Origin of the sequence: Acidovorax sp. SUPP2825 (assembly GCF_030158995.1) — a bacterium.
In the GTDB taxonomy this organism is placed as follows: Bacteria; Pseudomonadota; Gammaproteobacteria; order Burkholderiales; family Burkholderiaceae_C; genus Paracidovorax.
Genome location: NZ_BQXK01000036.1, coordinates 1 through 19,215, shown reverse-complemented (window position 1 = coordinate 19,215; position 19,215 = coordinate 1). Strand labels below are relative to the sequence as shown.

The window sequence follows — 19,215 nt, the reverse complement described above, 5'->3', positions numbered from 1 at the left end:
GCCTGCAAGGCCCCTCATGCACCCAGGCGCAGACCGCTGCTGGGCCTCATCACGCTCAAACGGCTACTGGCGCCCACTCCTCCCTATTCGGATTCGTCAAACATGGGGTTGTGAGAGGCTCCCTTCATTCATCGGTTGGAAATTGGCGAGTGAAGTCTCCACATGCCAATCATCGGCATCCGCTTGTTCAGCGCTTCGAACGAAGCGCGCTCTTTCCTTCCATCCCGCCCGCGTATCGCTGTGTCATCGCGAAATGACCAGTCAACGATCAAAGCCCGTACCGCCTGCAGGCCAGCATCGATCGATGACGAATTCAGGCATGGAATGCCTTCTCGTGGTAGAAATATTCTTTGACAGGCAAACCCAGGGCCCATCGCGCTGCGTTCTGCTTTCCCAACGTTTCAGCTGACCTTGATGACGCCTTGAATTCAAGCCCTGACCTTACGCTTTGCGACCGAGAGCCCATCCAAATCCCAGGCGCCATACAGTCTCATGGCCATATGCTGGTGCTGGACGGAGACACTTTGGCCCTGCGGGCGTGGAGTGCAAACTGGGCAGGCCTTGCTATGGCAGCCTTGGCAAAACTCGAACGAGAAGCGCTTCGTTCGGTTCCGCCGGATGGCACTTCAGTGCAGGTCGGGGTGCTGGAATTTGCACAGGAAAGACACATCTGCTGGGCCCACCGTCACGCCACGCAGTTGATCGTGGAGTGCGAACCGCAGTCCAAAGTGATGCGTCCGGAAGAGCCGATCTACGGTGTGGCGCGTGATTTTCTTCCAAAACTTCAAGCGGCTGAAACGGTAGATGATCTAACCCAGTTGGCTGCGCAAGAGCTTCAGCGATTGACGGGGTTTGGCCGCAGCCTGATCTATCGGTTTGATCACCAAGGACATGGAGAGGTACTCGCGGAAGTCGTACTGCCCGGTTACGACAGCTACCTGGGTCTTCGCTTTCCGGCAACCGACATTCCGCAGCAAGCCCGCGCTCTCTACCTGGCCAACCGCTTCAGGCTGATCCCGGATGCCAACTATGAGGCAGTGCCACTGCTGGCAGCTGAAGAGAGTTCGATTGCACAAGGCATCGACTTGTCGTATGCGTTTCTGCGCAGCGTATCGCCAGTGCATCTCGAGTACATGCGAAACATGGGCACGCTTGCGTCCATGTCGTTATCCATCGTGGTCGATGGCAAGCTGTGGGGATTGGCGTCTTGCCATCACCATGAGCCCCGCAATCTGGATGCGGGCATGCGGGCTGCGTGCAGCCATCTGGGGCAGTTGCTGTCGATGCAAATCGAAGGAAAACAGGCCAATGCCGAGGTGGCGGCACGATTGGAGTTACGCAAGCTCACCCTGCAACTCGTCTCTCAATTGTCTGACAGCGATGCCAGCCTGCGCAGCATCGTGCACGAGCCGGCTCTGCTGCTGCGCATGTCCCGCGCCACAGGTGCTGCAGTGGTGCTGGACGACCAAGCATGGACTGCCGGCGATACGCCTGCGACGGATATGCTGCTTGAGTTGGCAGGGTGGATCGCAGGGATGGGCCGCGACGTCTACGAGAGCAGTGAGTTGGCGGCCCATTTCCCAATGGCAGCCCAGTGGCAGTCCACCGCAGCGGGCGTATTGGCCATTTCCATTTCCCAAGTGCATCGCCATGTGATTCTGTGGTTCCGGCCGGAGATCGTGCAGACCGTCACCTGGGCCGGAGACCCGCGCAAGGACCTGCATCCTGATGCGGCAGGACGGATCCATCCGCGCCGCAGTTTCGACAACTGGGTTGAACAGATCAGCGGCCGATGCTTGCCATGGTCCGGGGCGCAAGTCAGCGCTGCTGGCGAATTGCGCCAAGCCCTGATCGGTATCGTGCTACGGCGCGCCGAAGAATTGGCGGCCATCGCGAGCGAGTTGGGCCGGGTCAACAAGGAGTTGGAGGCTTTTTCATACACCGTGTCCCATGACCTGCGCGCTCCAATGCGCCATATCGCAGGTTATGTGGACTTGGTGATGGACACGGAGGGCAAGGTTCTGAGCCAGCGTGCACACCGCTACATGGGACATGTCAAAGACGCAGCGGCTTTCGCTGGGCAACTGGTGGACGCCCTGCTGGATTTTTCACGCATGGGTCGGACGGCGCTGAAACTCAAACGGGTAGATAGCAACGGCCTGGTTGAAGGCTTGGTGCGCGAGATCTCTCGGCATGAGCGCGATCGCAAAATCGAATGGCAGGTGGAAGCCAATCTGCCTGTATTGGTTGCAGACCCATTGTTGTTGCAAGTGGCGGTACGCAATCTGATTGCGAATGCCGTCAAATACAGCCGTGATCGCAATCCAGCTGTTGTCACGGTAAGGGCCGTGAGAAACGCCGAAGGCGAAGGCCTGGAGGTACAAGACAATGGTGTCGGCTTCCAGATGCAGTACGTGACCAAACTGTTCCAGGTTTTTCAGCGTTTGCACCAGACTGAGCAGTTCGAAGGTACCGGCATCGGGCTGGCCAACGTCAAGCGGATCGTGGAGCGGCACGGCGGGAAGGTGTGGGCCCATGGCGAGCCAGGCCAAGGTGCGTCGTTCGGTTTCGTCTTGCCCGAGTCCGGGCAAAATGCGCTTCTTACTTCACCCATCGGAAATACATCCGATCATGCTTAAACCCATTCTTCTCGTCGAGGACGATCTACGCGATCAGGAATTGACGCTGCTTGCCCTCGAACGAAGCCAACTTGCCAACGACGTGGTAGTGCTTCGCGATGGTGCCGAGGCATTGGACTACTTGCGTCGCGAAGAAGCCCACGCCAGCCGTGACGAGGGCAATCCGGCCGTGATCCTGCTCGATTTGAAGCTGCCGAAGGTCAATGGACTGGAGGTACTGGAGGCCGTGCGAAAGAGTCCGGTGCTACGCAGTATTCCTGTGGTGATGCTGACCTCATCCCAGGAAGAGAGCGATCTGCTGCGCAGCTACGAGTTGGGCGTCAACGCTTATGTCGTCAAGCCCGTGGAATTCAAGCAATTCGTTTCCGCGATTGCCGATTTGGGAGTGTTTTGGGCCGTTCTCAACGAACCGCCGCCCGGCTCCCTGCGTGCGACCCGCCGGTATGAGTGAACGCGCAGAGTCCATCCCGCTCGCAGAGCGGCCTTTGAGTGTGCTACTGCTGGAGGACTCCGCTTTCGATGCAGAACTGCTTCAAGAGTCCTTGCTGCATAGTTATCCGCATGCCAATTTGCAATGGGTCAGGGACGCAGAGAGTTTTTCAGAAGCGTTAGGGCGAGGTGGATTCGATCTGATCTTGTCAGACCATGATTTGGGAGGCTACAGCGGCACCGATGCGCTTCGCCTGGCGCACCAACGGGTACCGATGATTCCTTTCATCTTCGTGTCCGGAGTCATCGGCGAAGACAATGCCGTCGAACTGCTCAAGCAGGGAGCGACTGACTATGTGAGCAAGGGCCGCCTGTCTCGATTGGCGTCTGTGCTAGAACGCGCTTTAAGGGAAGTGGCAGAGCGATCGGCTCGAATTGCGGCAGAGACAGAACTGCGAGACGCGAAGGAAAAAGCCGAGCAATTGACGATAGAGCTTGCCGAGCGTGTTCGAGAAATAGAGACGGGACAAGCCCGCCTGCGAGCCGCAACCGATGCAGGAGACTTGGGTGTCTGGCAACTCGATCTGACTGCGCAAGAGCTGATTGCGTCCAACCATTGCAAGAGTAATTTCGGACGTGATGAGTCTTTGCCTTTCACTTACGAAGACTTGCAGAACGCAGTGCATCCCGATGATCTGATGCGGATGCGCGAGGCGGTGGCTCAGACCATTGCGACTGGCAAAGACTACCGAATCGAATATCGCATCCTTCGCCCGGATGGACAATTGGCATGGGTCAGGATATTGGGGCGCCTGGAATATGACGCGGCAGGCCGCCCCTCCTACATTGCAGGCATCTCTCAAGAAATCACCCATGCCATGCTGGGCAGGCGGCGCGCTGAATTGCTGGAACTGCTGGATCGCGAGGTCTACGGACCGACCCGTGAGCCTGGTGAGATCGCTTACCACGCAGCAGAGGCCCTGGGCCGCGCTCTGGATGTGAGCCGTGCAGGGTACGGAGTGCTGGACCGTAACACCCAAACGATCACCATCGAGCGCGACTGGAATGCGCCGGGAATCTCCACATTGGCGGGAACCCTGAACTGCCGCGATTTCGGCAGTTACACCAAAAACCTGCAGCAAGGCGACACCGTCGTGCTGGCAGATGTGCGCACCGATCCACGCACTCGCGATCATGCGGATGCATTTATTGCAATCCATGCCCAGTCGCTTATCAATGTGCCGGTCGGCGAAGATGGGAATCAGGTGGCGATGCTTTACCTGCACCATGCGGCCCCGCGCCATTGGACCGCAGAGGAACTGAACCTTGTCCGTGAAGTGGCGCACAGAACCTGGCACGCAGTGGAACGCCGCCGCGCCGAGCAGAATTTGCACGCCCTTGCAAACTCGCTTGAACAACAAGTGCAAGAGAGAACCACGGCGTTGATGAAGTCGGAAGCCGCGCTGCGGCAGTCCCAGAAGATGGAGGCTGTCGGCCAATTGACGGGTGGCTTGGCGCATGATTTCAACAATCTTCTCGGAGCCATTTCAGGCAGTCTGGAATTGCTCAAGCGGCGGTTCGGCGAGGATTCTGGGGCGATGCGTTACGTCACTGTCGGGCAGACGGCCACGAAGCGCGCGGCGGCTTTGACACACCGTCTGCTGGCATTTTCACGCCAGCAGACGCTGGAACCCAAAGTGGTGAAAGTCAACCAGTTGATCAGTGGATTCGAAGACCTGGTGCGCCGCACGATCGGACCCCACGTCATGTTGGAAGTGAAATGCGGAATCGACGTTTGGCCCATTCGTGCCGATCCAAGTCAGCTTGAAAATGCGCTCTTGAATTTGTGCATCAATGCCCGCGATGCGATGTCCGATGGTGGCAAGCTGGTGGTCGAGACTGCCAATCGAACGCTCGATGAGCGAGCAGCCGGTGAGGAGCAGATGTCGCCTGGCCAATACGTGTGCATTTCCGTGAGCGACAACGGCACCGGCATGACTGCAGATGTGGTGGCCCGGGCATTCGACCCGTTTTTCACGACGAAGCCGATTGGCGTAGGCACGGGCCTGGGGCTTTCGATGGTCTATGGCTTTGCGCGCCAATCCGGAGGACAAGCGCGGATCCATTCCGAAATGGGCGTGGGAACAACGATCCGCATGTTCCTCCCGCGGTACGCAGGCAAGGATATCTTGGCGGAGGATGCGCTGGATCGTGCCCCTGCTATCTCCACCGTCGGCTTGGGTGAGACCATTCTCGTGGTCGATGATGAAGCTTCGGTTCGAATGTTCATGGTGGAGATGTTGCAGGAACTGGGCTACCACGTGTTGGAAGCAGAAGCCGGTTCCAGTGCAATTCAAGTGCTTCAGAACAATGCGTCCATCGCACTGCTGGTCACCGATGTTGGTCTTCCTGGAGGTATGAATGGAAGGCAGCTGGCGGATGCTGCCCGCAAGATCCATCCTTCCATGCGGGTTCTGTTTGTGACTGGCTATGCCGAAAATGCCGTTCTCAGCCACGGCCAACTTCCGTCAGGAATGCAGGTGTTGACGAAACCTTTTCAGTTGGAAGTGTTTGGTCTGAAGATTCAGTCCTTGATGAATTCCACGACGAATGTGCACGCCGATCCTGCATTTTGATCACGGCACCACCGACGTCATGGACGAACGTCCATCGTCAATGTCGATTGGGTAATGCTTCGCTCATCCGTTCACGACGCGTTCCAGATCGGATGAGAGGGTTTGGAGAGGCTTGATCGAGCCTTCCGGGACCTGTAGGACAACAACGGTAAACGAGCATCGGCGAGTCCCGGTAGTGCAGGCGCGGGCTAGCATGGCCCGAAGAAAACGCCTATGACCATGCCCCCTGAGACCTCGCCCCCTTCCGTTTCGCCCACCCCTGCGGCGCCCGTCCCCCCTCGGCGGCGGTCGCGGCTACCCCTTGCCGCAGTGGCCGGGCTGCTCGTCGTGCTGCTGCTGTTGCTGGCCTTCGTGGCGTGGTTCGACTGGAACCGGGCCAAGCCCTGGATCAACCAGCAGGTCAGCGAGGCCACCGGCCGGCGCTTTGCCATCGAGGGCGATCTGACCGCCCACTGGCAGTGGCCTCAGCCCGTGGAGACCGGCTGGCGCCGCTGGGTGCCGGGCGTCACGGTGCAGGCGGACCGCCTGGTGATGGACAACCGGGCGGACTTCGGCCACTTCGGGGCCCTGGATGTGCAGACGGACGATGCCTCCACCTCCACGGTGCAGGCGCGTGCCGACAAGGCGGCCGCATCGGCCACGCCCTCGGCATCCGCCGCATCGGCGCCTTCCGCACCCGCCCAGACTGCACCGGCCGACAGCACGGCCTCCGTGCCCGCGACCGGCCAGCCCATGGCCACCCTCGGCAGCGTGAGCGCATCGCTCAGGCTGCTGCCGCTGCTGTCTCGCCATGTGGCCATCGACACGCTGGTACTCACCGTGCCCGACGTGGCGCTGGCCCGCAAGGCCGACGGCAGCAACAACTGGACCTTCGACCGCCCCGCCAAGGACGGCGGGCCGGCGAAGCCCAATCCCTGGAGCGTGGGCGTGGGACGGCTCGTGGTGCGCGATGGCCAACTGGCCTATGCCGATGCCGTGAAAGACCTGGCCTTCACCGCCAAGCTCGGGACCATCGACACGCCCGCCGGACAGGCGCCCGGCCCGTACGGCGTGCGCTTCGAGGTGCGGGGCCGCTACGCCAAGGCCCGCATCCAGGGCCGGGGCGAAGGCGGGCACGTGATGGACCTGCGCGAAAAGGTCGTGGACTACCCGCTGCGGTTCAAGGCGAAGGCCGGCACGGTGGAAGCCGAGGTGGAAGGCATCCTGTCCAACCCGGCCGCGCTGTCGGGCATGGACCTGAAGGTGATGCTCAAGGCCGAGAGCATGGCCGACCTGTACGACCTCACCGGCCTGGTGCTGCCGAACACCCCGCCGTTTCGCACGCGCGGCCGGCTGGTGGGCAGCCTGGAGCCGGACAACGCGGTGTGGGAGTACCGCGATTTCGACGGCACCGTAGGGGGCAGCGACCTGCACGGCAGCCTGACCTACACGTCGGCCAAGCCACGCCCGCGCCTCAAGGGCACGATGACCTCCAGGAAGCTGCGCCTGGCCGACTTGGGGCCGGTGCTGGGTGCGCCGACGGGCGAAGGCAAGGCGGAAAAAGGCACCTCCAAGCGCCCCGGCAAGGTACTGCCCGACGTGGCGTTCGCCACCGACCGCTGGAACGCCATGGACCTGGACCTGACCTTCAGCGGCCAGCAGATCGTGCGCGACGAGAGCCTGCCGATCGAAAACCTGCGCGTGCATGCGGTGATGGACAACGCCCTGCTCACCCTCTCGCCCCTGCAGTTCGGCGTGGCGCAGGGCAAGATCGATTCCACCGTGGTGCTGGACAGCCGCACGAAGCCGCTCAAGGCCCAGTTGCGCGGCAGCGTGGAAGGGCTGCGGCTGTCGGGCCTGTTTCCCAAGGTCGAGCTGATGGAAAAGAGCTTCGGCCGGCTCGACGGTGCCGTGGCCCTGAACGGCAGCGGCCAGTCGGTGGCCAGCATGCTGGGCAGCGCCAGCGGCGAGACCCGCCTGTACATCCGCGATGGCCGTTTCAGCAAGCAGATGCTGGACCTGGCCGCGCTCAACGTGGGCAGCGTGGTGGTGGCCAAGCTCTTCGGCGACGACAAGGAAGTGCAGCTGCGCTGCGCCGTGGCCGACTTCGCGGTGAAGGACGGCATCGCACAGACCCGCTCGGTGAAGCTGAGCACCAACGAGGCCACGGTGGAAGCCACCGGCACCGCCGACCTGGGCCGCGAGCACCTCGACCTGCGCATCAAGCCCGAATCGCTGCAGTGGAAGTTCTTCTCGCTGCGCACGCCGCTGTACGTGAAGGGCCCGTTCGCCGATCCCAAGGTGGGCCTGGAAGCCGGCCCGCTGCTGCTGCGCGCGGGCGCCGCCGTGGCGGCCGCCGTGGTTGCGCCGGTGGCGCTGGCGCTGGCCCCCATCACGGTGCCTGCAGCGGACGACGACGAGAACTGCGCCGTGCTGCTGGCCCGCGCCGGGGACAAGGTGCAGGGCGGTGCCGCAGGGGCAGCCCCGAAGCCGCCAGCCTCCACGCCGGCCAAGGCGCGCTGAGACGTGCAAAGGCACGCTCAAGTGCGTTGAAGCGCTCCAAGGTGGGCATGATTGCTATATTTTTAATAGCGCAACCCCCTAGATCAATATGCGCCGAAGCCGTTTTTGACCCGCATTCCGTCGGCGCGCCTTCCCTGCGCACGGCAGGCTCGAGAAACCCATCTGGAAAGAACCCCATGCCACGGCACATCCTGATCACCGGCGCGAGCGTCGCCGGCAACACCGCCGCCTGGGCGCTGGCGCGGTCCGGCTGCAAGGTCACCGTGGTCGAACGGGCGCCGGCATTTCGCGACGGCGGGCAGAACATCGACGTGCGCGGTGTTGGCCGCGAGGTGCTGCGCCGCATGGGGCTGGAGCAGGCAGCGCTGGACCAGGGCACGGGCGAGGAAGGCACGGCCTGGATCGACGAGGATGGCCACGCCGTCGCCGAGTTCAAGACCGACGAACTGTCCAGCGACGGCCCCACCGCCGAGATGGAGATCCTGCGCGGGGACCTCGCCCGGCTGCTGTACGACGCGGCGCGCGAGCGGGCCGATTACCGGTTCGGGGACCATGTGGCGGCCATCGAGGACGATGGCACGGCCGCGACCGTGCGCTTTGCCGGCGGTCAGCAGGAACGCTTCGATGCCGTGGTCGTCGCCGAGGGCGTGGGCTCGACCACGCGCGAGCGGGTGTTTTCCGGCGAGAACGAACCGCGCTGGATGGACCTGACGCTCGCCTACTTCACCATCGCCCGTGCACCCGACGACGACCGGATGTGGCGCTGGTATCACACCACCGGCGGCCGAAGCGTCTCGCTGCGGCCCGACCGGCACGGCACCACGCGCGCCATGCTGACGATCCAGCGCCCCACGGAGGGCGAGCAGGACTGGGACATGGACAGGCAAAAGCGCTTTCTGCGCGAACGGTTCGCCGATGCCGGATGGCAGGCCCCACGCGTGCTCGCGGGCATGGAGACGACCAGCGATTTCTACTTCGACGCGTTGCGCCAGGTGCGCCTTGCGCGCTGGCACCGTGGGCGCGTGGTGCTGACGGGCGACGCCGCCTGGTGCGCCACCCCGCTGGCAGGCATCGGCACGACGCTGGCCCTCACGGGCGCCTATGTGCTGGCCGGTGAAATCGCACGGGCTGGCGATGGAGGCAGGCTCGAAGAGGCTTTCGCCGCCTATGAAAAAGCCATGTGGCCGATGGTTGAACAGGGCCAGAACGTGCCCAAGATCGGTCCCCGCCTGATGAACCCCCACAGCCGGCTGGGCATTCACCTGCTGCACGGCGCGCTGCATCTGGCCAGCCTGCCAGGAGTGCGCGATGCGTTCGCCAAGCTGATGAACCGCCAGCTCGACGAGCCGGACCTGTCACGCTACCCTGCTTGAGAGAGAGAGCGCCGCGGTGGTGCCTGAAAGGGGCGCCTGCTGGCATCGGCACACCGCGCAGCCGCAGCCGCAGCCGCAGCCGCAGCCGCAGCCGCAGTAGTAGCGAGGCAGGCCGAGGCGCTGCACCGACACCCCCTTCCCCGGGAAACTCGCCCACGCCTCAGTGGAAATCGCGGCTGCCGTCCAGCGCCTGGGCCAGGCGGCCGAGCAAGGGGGTCATGTCCTTGCAGCGCTGGGCGACCAGGTGCCGCACCGCGCCCTGCCCTGGCGGCGTTCCCGGCGGGTTCGGACTGGACTGCCACAGGCCTTCCACCGCCAGCAGGCGCGAGCGCAGCAGCGCATTGCGCCAGGTCTCCACGAGCGACGGCCAGACGATGACGTTGACCGGCCCGGTCTCGTCTTCCAGCGTGATGAACATGGTGCCGTTGGCCGATCCCGGCCGCTGGCGCACGGTGACGATGCCGCAGGCACGCACGCGGCGGCCGTTGGGCATGTCGCGCAGCGCCAGGGCGGTCAACAGCCGCCAGCGCTCCAGCCGGCCGCGCAGCAGCGCCAGCGGATGGCGGCGCAGCGTGAGGCCCGTGGCCGCGTAGTCGAACAGGATCTCCTCGCCTTCGGGCGCCTCGGGCAGGGCCAGGGGTGCCTCGTTCACCGCCGCGTCCTTCAGCAAGGCCGGCGCGCGCCATTGCGCCGCGGCGTCCCAGGCCTGCTGGCGCCGGTGGCCCGACAGGGAGCGCAGCGCATCGGCTGCGGCCAATGCCTGCAGCGCGGGGCGGTCCAGCCGGGCGCGCAAGGCCAGGTCTTCGGTGCCGGCGAACGCCTGGACCGCGCGCGCCGCGACCAGCCGCTCGGCCGCGCCCTTCGCCAGACCGGCCACCAGCCGCAGGCCCATGCGCACGGCCGGCTGCGGGTCGGCCACGCCACGCACGGGCTGGGGCTCGCCCTCCAGGGTCGCGTCCCAGTCGCTGTGCACCGCATCGATGGGCAGCACGCGCACGCCGTGGCGCACGGCGTCCTGCACCAGTTGTGAGGGCGTGTAGAAACCCATGGGCTGCGAGTTGAGCAGCGCCGCCAGAAAGCATGCGGGCTCGTGGCACTTGAACCAGCTGCTCGCATAAGCCAGCATGGCGAAGCTGTAGGCATGGCTCTCCGGGAAGCCGTATTCGCCGAACCCTTTGATCTGCTGAAAAATGCGCCGGGCAAAATCTTCGCGATAGCCGTTGGCAGCCATGCCTTCCATGAACGGCTGTTCGAAATGGTGGACGCCACCGGTGCGTTTCCATGCGGCCATGGAGCGGCGCAGCTCATCGGCCATGCCAGGCGTGAAGCGGGCAGCGATCATGGCGATCTGCATGACCTGCTCCTGGAAGATGGGAACGCCCAGCGTGCGCTCCAGGGCCTCTGTCAACTCTTTGTGCTCCAGTTCCAGCGGCTCGCCGCGCAACCGCCGCTCCCGGGCCTGCAGGTACGGGTGCACCATGCCGCCCTGGATCGGCCCCGGCCGCACGATGGCCACCTCGACCACCAGGTCATACAGCTCGCGCGGGCGCAGTCGCGGCAGCATGCTCATCTGCGCCCGGCTTTCGATCTGGAACACGCCCACGGTGTCGGCCGCGCAGATCATGTCGTAGGTGGCGCCGTCCTCGCGCGGGATGCCGGCCAGGTCCCAGTGCTCGCCGCGCAGCAGGGCGCGCAGGTCCAGGGCGCGGCGCAGCGCGCTCAGCATGCCCAGGGCGAGCACGTCCACCTTCATGAGGTGCATGTCGTCCAGGTCGTCCTTGTCCCACTGGATGATGGATCGGCCATCCATGCTGGCGGGCTCCACGGGCACCAGCCGCGTGAGCTTGCCCTCGGTGAGCACGAAGCCGCCGACGTGCTGGCTCAGGTGGCGCGGAAAGCCCTTCAGATCGCGCGCCAGCTTGAGCCACAGCTCGGCGACATGCGGCGCCAGCGGCTCGTCCACGGCCTCGGCCAGTTCCTGCAGGCGGTCGGTGGCGATGGCCTCGTCGAACCAGTGGTGGTCCTTGGCGAAGGCATCGATGAGCGCGGGCGCCACGCCCAGCGCCTTGCCCACGTCGCGCAGCGCGCTGCGCGTGCGGTAGCTGATGACCACGGCCGCGATGGCCGCCCGCTCGCGGCCGTACTTGTCGTAGATGTACTGGATGACCTCTTCGCGCCGGTCGTGCTCGAAGTCCACGTCGATGTCGGGCGGCTCGTCGCGCTCCTTGCTGATGAAGCGCTCGAACAGCAGCCGCGTCTTGGTCGGATCGACCGCCGTGACCCCGAGGCAAAAGCACACCGCCGAATTGGCGGCGGAGCCCCGCCCCTGGCACAGGATTCCCCGGCTGCGGGCGTAGCGCACGATGTCGTGCACGGTGAGGAAGTACATCTCGTAGCGGCAGTGCGCGATGAGGTCGAGCTCCCTGGCGATCTGCGTGCGCACGGCCTCCGGCACGCCCGTCGGATAGCGGCCCTGGGCGCCCTGCTCGGCGTACCAGGCCAGGGCTTCGCCCGGGGTCATGCCGGGCGGTACGGTTTCCTTCGGGTACCGGTAGCGGATCTCGTCGAGGCTGAAGGTGCAGCGCGCCGCCACGGCGAGCGTGGCCGCCAGCAGCGTGGGCGGGTAGATGGCGGCCAGCCGCATGCGCGCGCGCAGGTGCCGCTCGGCGTTGGGCTGCAGCGCGAAGCCGCATTCGGCCACGGGCCGCCCCAGGCGCACGGCGGTGACCACGTCCTGCAGGCGCTTGCGGCCGCGCACGTGCATGTGCACGTCGCCCGCCGCCACCAGCGGCAGGACGAGCGCCTGCCCCACCTGCTCCAGCGTGGTCAGCCACAGGCTGTCGTCGGGGGCCAGGGGTTGCTCCACGGCCAGCCAGGGGGCGATGCCCCACGGGTTCAATTGGGCCAATGCCTTAGAAAAACATGTCTCGATAGCTATCAAATCAGTAGCATCAAGGCGATCGCGACGTGGTGCCAGCAGCACCTCACATCCACGCAGAAGCGCGAAGTCGGTGCCGGCATGCAGGCGGTATTCGCCCTTGGGGGCGGCCTGCCGCGCGGCGGTGATGAACTCGCACAGGTTGCCCCAGCCCTCGGCGTCGCGCGCCAGCGCCACCAGGCGCAGATCGCCCCAGGCGAACTCGCTGCCCACGATGAGTTTCAGGCCGAGCCGCTTGGCCACGGTGTGCGCCCGCACCACGCCGGCCACCGAGCATTCGTCGGTGATCGCCAGCGCCGTATAGCCCAGCTCCGCCGCGCGCTGCACCAGTTCGGCGGGGTGCGAGGCGCCGCGCTGGAAGCTGAAGTTGGTGAGGCAATGCAGCTCGGCGTAGTCGGGCAGGGCATGCGTGGGCCGGGTCGGTGGTCCACCCGGGGATGGGAAGGCGGTGACGCCGCTCATCCGAACACCCCGTGCAGGAACCACTCGTGCCGGCCTGCCTCGCGCGTCCCCGCCCATTGCCGAAAGATCCACACCGTGCCCACGGTGTCGTTGTGGGCCACGAAATAGTCGCGCCGCTCCAGATGCTGCGAGGCGTCCCACCAACCGCCATCGAAGCGGTGGGGACCGGCCAGCAGGCGCAGCGGGCCGTGCCACAGCGGGCGGCTGCCCTGCAGGGCCAGGCGCTGGGGCGGGCGCAGCAGCCAGCCGGGCCACAGCGCGGCATCGGCGGCCACGGCGGCGGGCCGGGGATCGTGGTGGCGGGTGCTGCTGGCGCTGCCTGCGCCGCCGTCGCGGCGGGCCGACCCCGTGGCACGGCCATCGTCCGCCCTGCCCGCCCCCGCCGTGGTCGCGGCCCCCCCTCCAGAGCGTGCCCGGGGGGAGCGCGTGCCGGCGGGCCCCGGCACCGGTGCGGCCTGGCCCGCGGCCGGCTCCCAGCGCAGCATGCATTCCGGCCGGTGGTCCGCCTGCAGCACGGCCACCTCCACCTGCTGCGCACCGAGCCGGGCCGAGACCCGCTCCACCCACTGGTGCCAGGGCTCGCCTTGCGCGCGCCGTGCGTCTTCGGGGCTGGGCGGCAGCAGGCTGGCGCTGGCCTCGGCCCAGGGACGGGTTTCGGTGCCGCTCAGGGTGATCCGGTTCACCGGCGCGGCCAGGCGCTGGCGGCCCAGGTGCTCGGCGAGCAGGCGGCGCAGATGGGCCAGGTCCTGCGTAGGCTCGGCCGTGCGCACCGTCAGGCTTTGCTGGGCTGGCAGGTCCACGCCGTCGATGCGGCGCAGGTCGTGGCGCCAGGCCAGCTCCAGCGCCAGCACGCCCTGCTGGCGCGCCTGCAGCCAGCCGTGCAGCACCCCGAGCAGCCGGTTGGCGGACCACAGCAAGGTGCCGGCCGATTCGGCCAGCGCGGGCAGCTCGGCCGACAGCGAAAAGCGCTCGGGCAGTTCGATCCAGGGCAAGGGATGGGGCACGTCGCCCCAGGCCTGGTCCAGTGCCCTCAGCACATCGGCCCCGAACCGGCGCGCCACGCCCGCCCGCGGCAAGGCCCGCAGCGCGCCGAGCGTGCGGCAGCCCATGCGCTCCAGGCTGGCGGCGTGCGGGCGCAGGGCCGCCAGGGTGCGCAGGGGCAGGTCGTGCGGCAACCGGCGCGGCGGGCGATGCGGAGGGTCGGCCTGGGCCAGCCGCAGCAGGGCCAGGGCTTCGAAGGCCGTGGCGCCTTGGGCCAGTGCCGGGTCGCCGCCGGAGAGCTGCGGCAGGCGACCGGCGTCCTTGTCTTTTTCTGCGCCTGGCCCTGATCCTGGTCCGGACCGTTCGGGCTCTGGCGCCTTCTGCGCTGCAGCGGTCTCTGCCGGTTCGGCATGCCCGCAGAACGCCGGGCGGTGCTGCCGGATCAGCGAAAGCAGCCGGGCCCGGCCGCCCCAAAGGCGCTCGGTGCTGGCCACCTCCAGCAGCAGGGCTTCGTCGAGCAGCGCCACCCGGGGCGTGAAGCGCAGCGCCCACCAGCCCGCCGAGGCGGCCGGGGCGCCGGGCGGCAGTTCATCCAGCGACGAAGGCACAGCGATCCAGTGCATGGACCCGCTCCTGATGGACCGCCACCTCCTGTGGCGCGACGGGCACCGGCCGCTGCGCAGCCGGCGCGGAGGCATCGCCCGGAAACCGGCGCGCCTTCAACGCCCGCATCGCCGCCAGCACGGCGGACAGCGCGGACGCGTGCGCGCAGACCGGCACCGGCTGCATCAACGGCGGCCCGCGCCGCTTGAGAACATGCACCTGAAGCACGCCGGGCGCCCTGCCCCCGTCCGGCCATCCCGGGACTTGCGCCGGAGCCGGCAGCTCCGGCGCGCGCCCCAGCGCTGGCGAACCTTCGGCCCCCTGAATCCCCTGAATCCCCTGAATCCCCTGGATCCCTGGAACGCCCTGCACCACCCACAGCCGCAGCGGCGCGGGCGAGGCTTGCCGGCGAAGGTCCTGCGGGCGGAACACCCAGAGCAGCGCCGCCTGCTGGGCCGCGGCCAGTTGCAGGCGGCGCAGCGCTTCGGGCGGCGCCTGGGGCAGCCAGGCCAGCACGGCCAGCACGTCGCGGCAGCGCAGGGCCTGCTCGCTGGCCCAGGCGGCCGACTGGTCGTGCCGCGAAGGCAGGGGGCGCACGCGGCACAGCCGGTCGGCCGGCAGGCCCGCGGCCTGCAGCGCGGGAGCGAAGGGCTCGGCAGGCGGCGCCACCAGCACCACCTGCCCGCCCCGCTGCGCCACCGCCCGGGCCAGCGCCGGCAAAACCAGGGGCCACTCGGCCCCGCCCTGCGGCGGCTGCAGCACCTCGGTCATGGCCCCCAGGGGCCATCCCCCACCGGGCAGCGCCGCATCCAGCAGCGCATGGCCGGAAGGCTGCACGCGCCCGTTCTGCGCCGTGAGCGCATCGCCCTGCCACACGCCGGGCAGTTCCAGGCGGGCAGCGCTTTCCCTGCGGGCGGCGGCGTCCGGCGGGAGGGAGGCAAGGGCAAGGCGGGACATGGGGCGGGCATCGAAGACTGTTTAAATATACAGTATTCGAATCCGTTGTGGCCCAGCGCCATCCGCAGATACCGCCCCATGAAAAAAGCCTGCGGGCACGCAGGCCGGCAGGCTTTGGCAGGTTCGGCCCCGGGCGCCAGGGCGGCGGCCGGAACGGTAGAACCTGAAAAAGAAGCGAAGGGAAGCGCCCTATCTCACTTCTTGTAGTTGGCCAGGCCTTCCACGATTTCCTGGTGGGCGGCATCGATGCCTTCCCAGCCCAGCACCTTGACCCACTTGCCTTCTTCCAGGTCCTTGTAGTGCTCGAAGAAGTGGCTGATGGCCTTCAGGCGCATCGGGTTCACGTCGTCCACGGTCTTCCAGTTTTCGTACATCTTGAGGACCTTGGTGGTGGGCACGGCCAGCACCTTGCCATCGACGCCCGCTTCGTCTTCCATCTTCAGGATACCGAGCGCGCGGCAGGGCACGACCACGCCGGGCAGCAGCGGATAGGGGGTGATCACCAGCACGTCCACCGGGTCTCCGTCGCCGCTCAGCGTTTGCGGCACGTAGCCGTAGTTGGAGGGGTAGTACATGGCCGTGGTCATGAAACGGTCCACGAAGATGGCGCCCGATTCCTTGTCCACCTCGTACTTGATGGGGTCCGAATCCATGGGGATCTCGATGACCACATTGAAGGTTTCAGGGGTGTTCTTGCCGGGGGTGACGTTGTTGAGGGACATGGATCTCTGAAGGTTGAGGAGGTGATGGGCTCCGGCGGCCGCGGGGCCAGCCCGCGCCGGGCCGGGGGTGGCGCGATTTTAGGCGCACGCCCGGCCGCGCTTGCCCGCGCGGGCCCTTGGCAGTAAATTGGCTGCGTTGGCCAATCGTCTCCGCCTGCTCGCACGCAGGCCCCGGGGCACGAGGAAGCAACGCAGCGGAAGCACCACCGATGCGTTGTGTTTCCTTTCCGTGCAATCGACACCCAAGGAGAAAGAGCATGGCGAACCCGGCAGCGTTGAACCCTCCCCTGATACTGGCCCTGATCTGCGGATTGATCGCGGTGGCCTACGGCCTCTGGGCCCGCCGCTGGATCCTTTCCAAAGACCCGGGCAACCCCCGCATGCAGGAGATCGCCGGCGCCATCCAGGCCGGCGCGGCCGCCTACCTGGCGCGCCAGTACCGCACCATCGCCATCGTGGGCGTGGTGCTGGCCGTGCTCATCGGCCTGTTCCTCGATGCCATGACGGCCGGGGGCTTCGTGGCCGGCGCGGTGCTGTCGGGCGCCTGCGGCTTCATCGGCATGAACGTGTCGGTGCGCGCCAACGTGCGCACCGCCCAGGCCGCCACGCAGGGCATGGGCCCGGCGCTGGACGTGGCCTTTCGCGGCGGCGCCATCACCGGCATGCTGGTGGTGGGCCTGGGGCTTTTGGGCGTCACCGGCTTTTGCTGGCTGCTGGTGGGGCGCGGGCAGTTCACGCCCACGGCCGATCTGGCGGCGCTGCTCAACCCGCTGATCGGCTTTGCCTTCGGCTCCTCGCTGATCTCGATCTTCGCGCGGCTGGGCGGCGGCATCTTCACCAAGGGCGCGGACGTGGGGGCCGACCTGGTGGGCAAGGTGGAGGCCGGCATTCCCGAGGACGACCCGCGCAACCCCGCCGTGATCGCCGACAACGTGGGCGACAACGTGGGTGACTGCGCCGGCATGGCCGCCGACCTGTTCGAGACCTACGCCGTCACGCTGATCGCCACCATGGTGCTGGGCGCCCTCATGGTGACGACCGCGCCGGTGGCCGCGGTGACCTACCCGCTGGCGCTGGGGGCGGTGTCCATCCTCGCGTCCATCGTGGGCTGCTTTTTCGTCAAGGCCTCGCCCGGCATGAAGAACGTGATGCCGGCGCTGTACAAGGGCCTGGCGATCGCGGGCGTGATCTCCCTGGTCGCGTTCTGGTTCGTCACCGCCTGGCTGGTGCCGGACAACGCCATCGCGGCCAGCGGCAGCCAGATGCGGCTCTTCGGCGCCTGCGCGACGGGCCTGGTGCTCACGGCCGCTCTGGTGTGGATCACCGAGTTCTACACCGGCACGCAGTATTCGCCCGTGCAGCACATCGCCCAGGCCTCCACCACGGGGCACGGCACCAACATCATCGCGGGGCTGGGCGTGTCGATGCGCTCGACCGCCTGGCCGGTGCTGTGCGTGTGCCTGGCCATCCTGGTGTCTTATGCGCTCGCGGGCCTGTACGGCGTGGCGGTGGCGGCCACGGCCATGCTCAGCATGGCGGGCATCGTCGTGGCGCTGGATGCCTACGGCCCCATCACCGACAACGCCGGCGGCATCGCCGAGATGGCCGAAATGCCCGCCAGCGTGCGCGAGATCACCGACCCGCTGGACGCCGTGGGCAACACCACCAAGGCCGTCACCAAGGGCTACGCCATCGGCTCGGCGGGGCTGGCGGCGCTGGTGCTGTTCGCCGATTACACGCACAAGCTCTCGGCCTATGGCCAGGCCATCCGCTTCGACCTGTCGGACCCGATGGTGATCGTGGGCCTGTTCATCGGCGGGCTCATCCCCTACCTGTTCGGCGCCATGGCGATGGAGGCCGTGGGCCGCGCGGCGGGCGCGGTGGTGGTCGAGGTGCGCCGCCAATTCCAGACCATCCCCGGCATCATGGACGGCACCGGCAAGCCCGAATACGGCAAGGCGGTGGACATGCTGACCACCGCCGCCATCAAGGAGATGGTGGTCCCCAGCCTGCTGCCGGTGGTGGTGCCCATCGCCGTGGGCCTGCTGCTGGGGCCGAAGGCGCTGGGCGGGCTGCTGATGGGCACCATCGTGACCGGCCTGTTCGTGGCGATCAGCATGTGCACCGGCGGCGGCGCCTGGGACAACGCCAAGAAATACATCGAGGACGGCCACCACGGCGGCAAGGGCAGCGAGGCGCACAAGGCCGCCGTCACCGGCGACACCGTGGGCGACCCCTACAAGGACACGGCCGGCCCGGCGGTGAACCCGCTCATCAAGATCATCAACATCGTGGCGCTGCTGATCGTGCCTCTGGTGGTGCGGTTTCACGGGGGGTGAGCCCCCCCGGTACGGGCAATGGCGACAAGGCCAATCAACGAACCGCGAGGAGATCTAGGCAATGACGAACATCCGCAGCGCCTTTGTGGATGTTCAGCTTGGGGCTTGAAGCGAATGCACAGCTTGCGAAGCAGGGAGCCTACATGGGCTTCACTTAATACCGCTATGTAGTAAACCTGTGGCGCATTCGCAGCACATTGGCGCCATACGCGGCATCCGGAGTGAAGACTGCCAAGGGCATGTCCCCAGCCAGACGATTTCCCGAACCGGATTGCCTGACATCCGATCAGCTTCAGCAAGCCGTGCAATTGGCCCTTATTTAATACTTCCAGAATGGCGTGACATTTTCCGATGTGGAAGCAAGTGCAATCTTCATCAAATCATAAATCTCAGGCACCCCTTTTATAAAAAACCAATTGATTTGACCAAAATGATCAACATCCACTCTTAATCTAGCCTCCCCATGATCAATTAGATAACTTACCTCTTCGACAAGCGGGGACTCTTTTGGGAACCTCTCAAAACCCATCCGGTCCCTTGTTGATCGAGAACGCGTGCTCCATCCTTTGCCATGATCACTCCCCGTAGCGCCCTGAAGTTCGACCTGTTCGCTGAGGCCTCGCGCCAACACAAG

The 19,215-nt window shown here is 66.2% G+C and carries 11 protein-coding genes; 6 read left to right on the top strand and 5 right to left on the bottom strand.

Annotated elements, in window-relative coordinates; genetic code table 11:
* Nucleotides 1-350 precede the first annotated feature (350 nt).
* The 5 genes from AVAK2825_RS24105 (at nt 351) to AVAK2825_RS24085 (ending at nt 9,579) form a co-directional block, all read left to right on the top strand.
* Nucleotides 351-2,639 carry an ATP-binding protein gene (locus tag AVAK2825_RS24105; protein ID WP_502870605.1) on the top strand — a complete coding sequence of 763 codons (2,289 nt, stop codon included), beginning with the start codon at nt 351-353 and terminating at the stop codon, nt 2,637-2,639.
* Nucleotides 2,632-3,090: a response regulator gene (locus AVAK2825_RS24100; protein ID WP_272569024.1), complete on the top strand. Its 459-nt coding sequence runs from the start codon at nt 2,632-2,634 to the stop codon at nt 3,088-3,090. Before AVAK2825_RS24105 ends, AVAK2825_RS24100 begins: the two co-directional genes overlap by 8 nt.
* Nucleotides 3,083-5,704, top strand: coding sequence for a response regulator (locus AVAK2825_RS24095; protein WP_284403020.1), 2,622 nt, complete (start codon nt 3,083-3,085; stop codon nt 5,702-5,704). Before AVAK2825_RS24100 ends, AVAK2825_RS24095 begins: the two co-directional genes overlap by 8 nt.
* A 219-nt stretch (nt 5,705-5,923) precedes the next feature.
* Nucleotides 5,924-8,206, top strand: a complete 2,283-nt coding sequence (locus tag AVAK2825_RS24090; protein WP_502870606.1) for an AsmA family protein — start codon at nt 5,924-5,926, stop codon at nt 8,204-8,206.
* Between the two features lie 176 nt (nt 8,207-8,382).
* Nucleotides 8,383-9,579 (top strand): FAD-dependent oxidoreductase, encoded by a 1,197-nt coding sequence (locus tag AVAK2825_RS24085; RefSeq protein ID WP_284403018.1) that lies wholly within the window; start codon nt 8,383-8,385, stop codon nt 9,577-9,579.
* A gap of 160 nt (nt 9,580-9,739) precedes the next feature.
* On the opposite strand, the gene AVAK2825_RS24080 is transcribed toward AVAK2825_RS24085, so the two are convergent.
* The 4 genes from AVAK2825_RS24080 to ppa form a co-directional block, all read right to left on the bottom strand.
* Entirely contained in the window at nt 9,740-12,979 is a 3,240-nt protein-coding gene (locus AVAK2825_RS24080) for an error-prone DNA polymerase (RefSeq protein WP_284403017.1), read from the bottom strand.
* Nucleotides 12,976-14,583 carry a DNA polymerase Y subunit UmuC family protein gene (locus AVAK2825_RS24075; protein ID WP_284403016.1) on the bottom strand — a complete coding sequence of 536 codons (1,608 nt, stop codon included), beginning with the start codon at nt 14,581-14,583 and terminating at the stop codon, nt 12,976-12,978. The genes AVAK2825_RS24080 and AVAK2825_RS24075 overlap by 4 nt, the downstream gene beginning before the upstream one ends.
* Nucleotides 14,549-15,520: a translesion DNA synthesis-associated protein ImuA gene (gene imuA, locus AVAK2825_RS24070; RefSeq protein ID WP_284403015.1), complete on the bottom strand. Its 972-nt coding sequence runs from the start codon at nt 15,518-15,520 to the stop codon at nt 14,549-14,551. The genes AVAK2825_RS24075 and imuA overlap by 35 nt, the downstream gene beginning before the upstream one ends.
* A 194-nt stretch (nt 15,521-15,714) precedes the next feature.
* Nucleotides 15,715-16,242 (bottom strand): inorganic diphosphatase, encoded by a 528-nt coding sequence (gene ppa / locus AVAK2825_RS24065; RefSeq protein ID WP_272547814.1) that lies wholly within the window; start codon nt 16,240-16,242, stop codon nt 15,715-15,717.
* 257 nt (nt 16,243-16,499) lie between these two features.
* Between ppa and AVAK2825_RS24060 the strand changes: the two genes are divergently transcribed.
* On the top strand, nt 16,500-18,581 hold the full coding sequence (locus AVAK2825_RS24060) for a sodium-translocating pyrophosphatase (RefSeq protein WP_284403014.1): 2,082 nt from the start codon (nt 16,500-16,502) through the stop codon (nt 18,579-18,581).
* A gap of 319 nt (nt 18,582-18,900) precedes the next feature.
* Here AVAK2825_RS24060 and AVAK2825_RS24055 read toward each other — a convergent pair.
* Nucleotides 18,901-19,215, bottom strand: a 315-nt coding sequence (locus AVAK2825_RS24055; RefSeq protein ID WP_284403013.1) for a hypothetical protein, incomplete at its 5' end; no start/stop codon positions are given.

Bases quoted from the DNA above. Each gene is read 5' to 3' on its own strand.
- AVAK2825_RS24100 (WP_272569024.1), top strand. From the start codon at position 2,632: ATGCTTAAACCCATTCTTCTCGTCGAGGACGATCTACGCGATCAGGAA.
- AVAK2825_RS24095 (WP_284403020.1), top strand. From the start codon at position 3,083: ATGAGTGAACGCGCAGAGTCCATCCCGCTCGCAGAGCGGCCTTTGAGT.
- AVAK2825_RS24090 (WP_502870606.1), top strand. From the start codon at position 5,924: ATGCCCCCTGAGACCTCGCCCCCTTCCGTTTCGCCCACCCCTGCGGCG.
- AVAK2825_RS24085 (WP_284403018.1), top strand. From the start codon at position 8,383: ATGCCACGGCACATCCTGATCACCGGCGCGAGCGTCGCCGGCAACACC.
- AVAK2825_RS24080 (WP_284403017.1), bottom strand. From the start codon at position 12,979: ATGAGCGGCGTCACCGCCTTCCCATCCCCGGGTGGACCACCGACCCGG.
- AVAK2825_RS24075 (WP_284403016.1), bottom strand. From the start codon at position 14,583: ATGCACTGGATCGCTGTGCCTTCGTCGCTGGATGAACTGCCGCCCGGC.
- imuA (WP_284403015.1), bottom strand. From the start codon at position 15,520: ATGTCCCGCCTTGCCCTTGCCTCCCTCCCGCCGGACGCCGCCGCCCGC.
- ppa (WP_272547814.1), bottom strand. From the start codon at position 16,242: ATGTCCCTCAACAACGTCACCCCCGGCAAGAACACCCCTGAAACCTTC.
- AVAK2825_RS24060 (WP_284403014.1), top strand. From the start codon at position 16,500: ATGGCGAACCCGGCAGCGTTGAACCCTCCCCTGATACTGGCCCTGATC.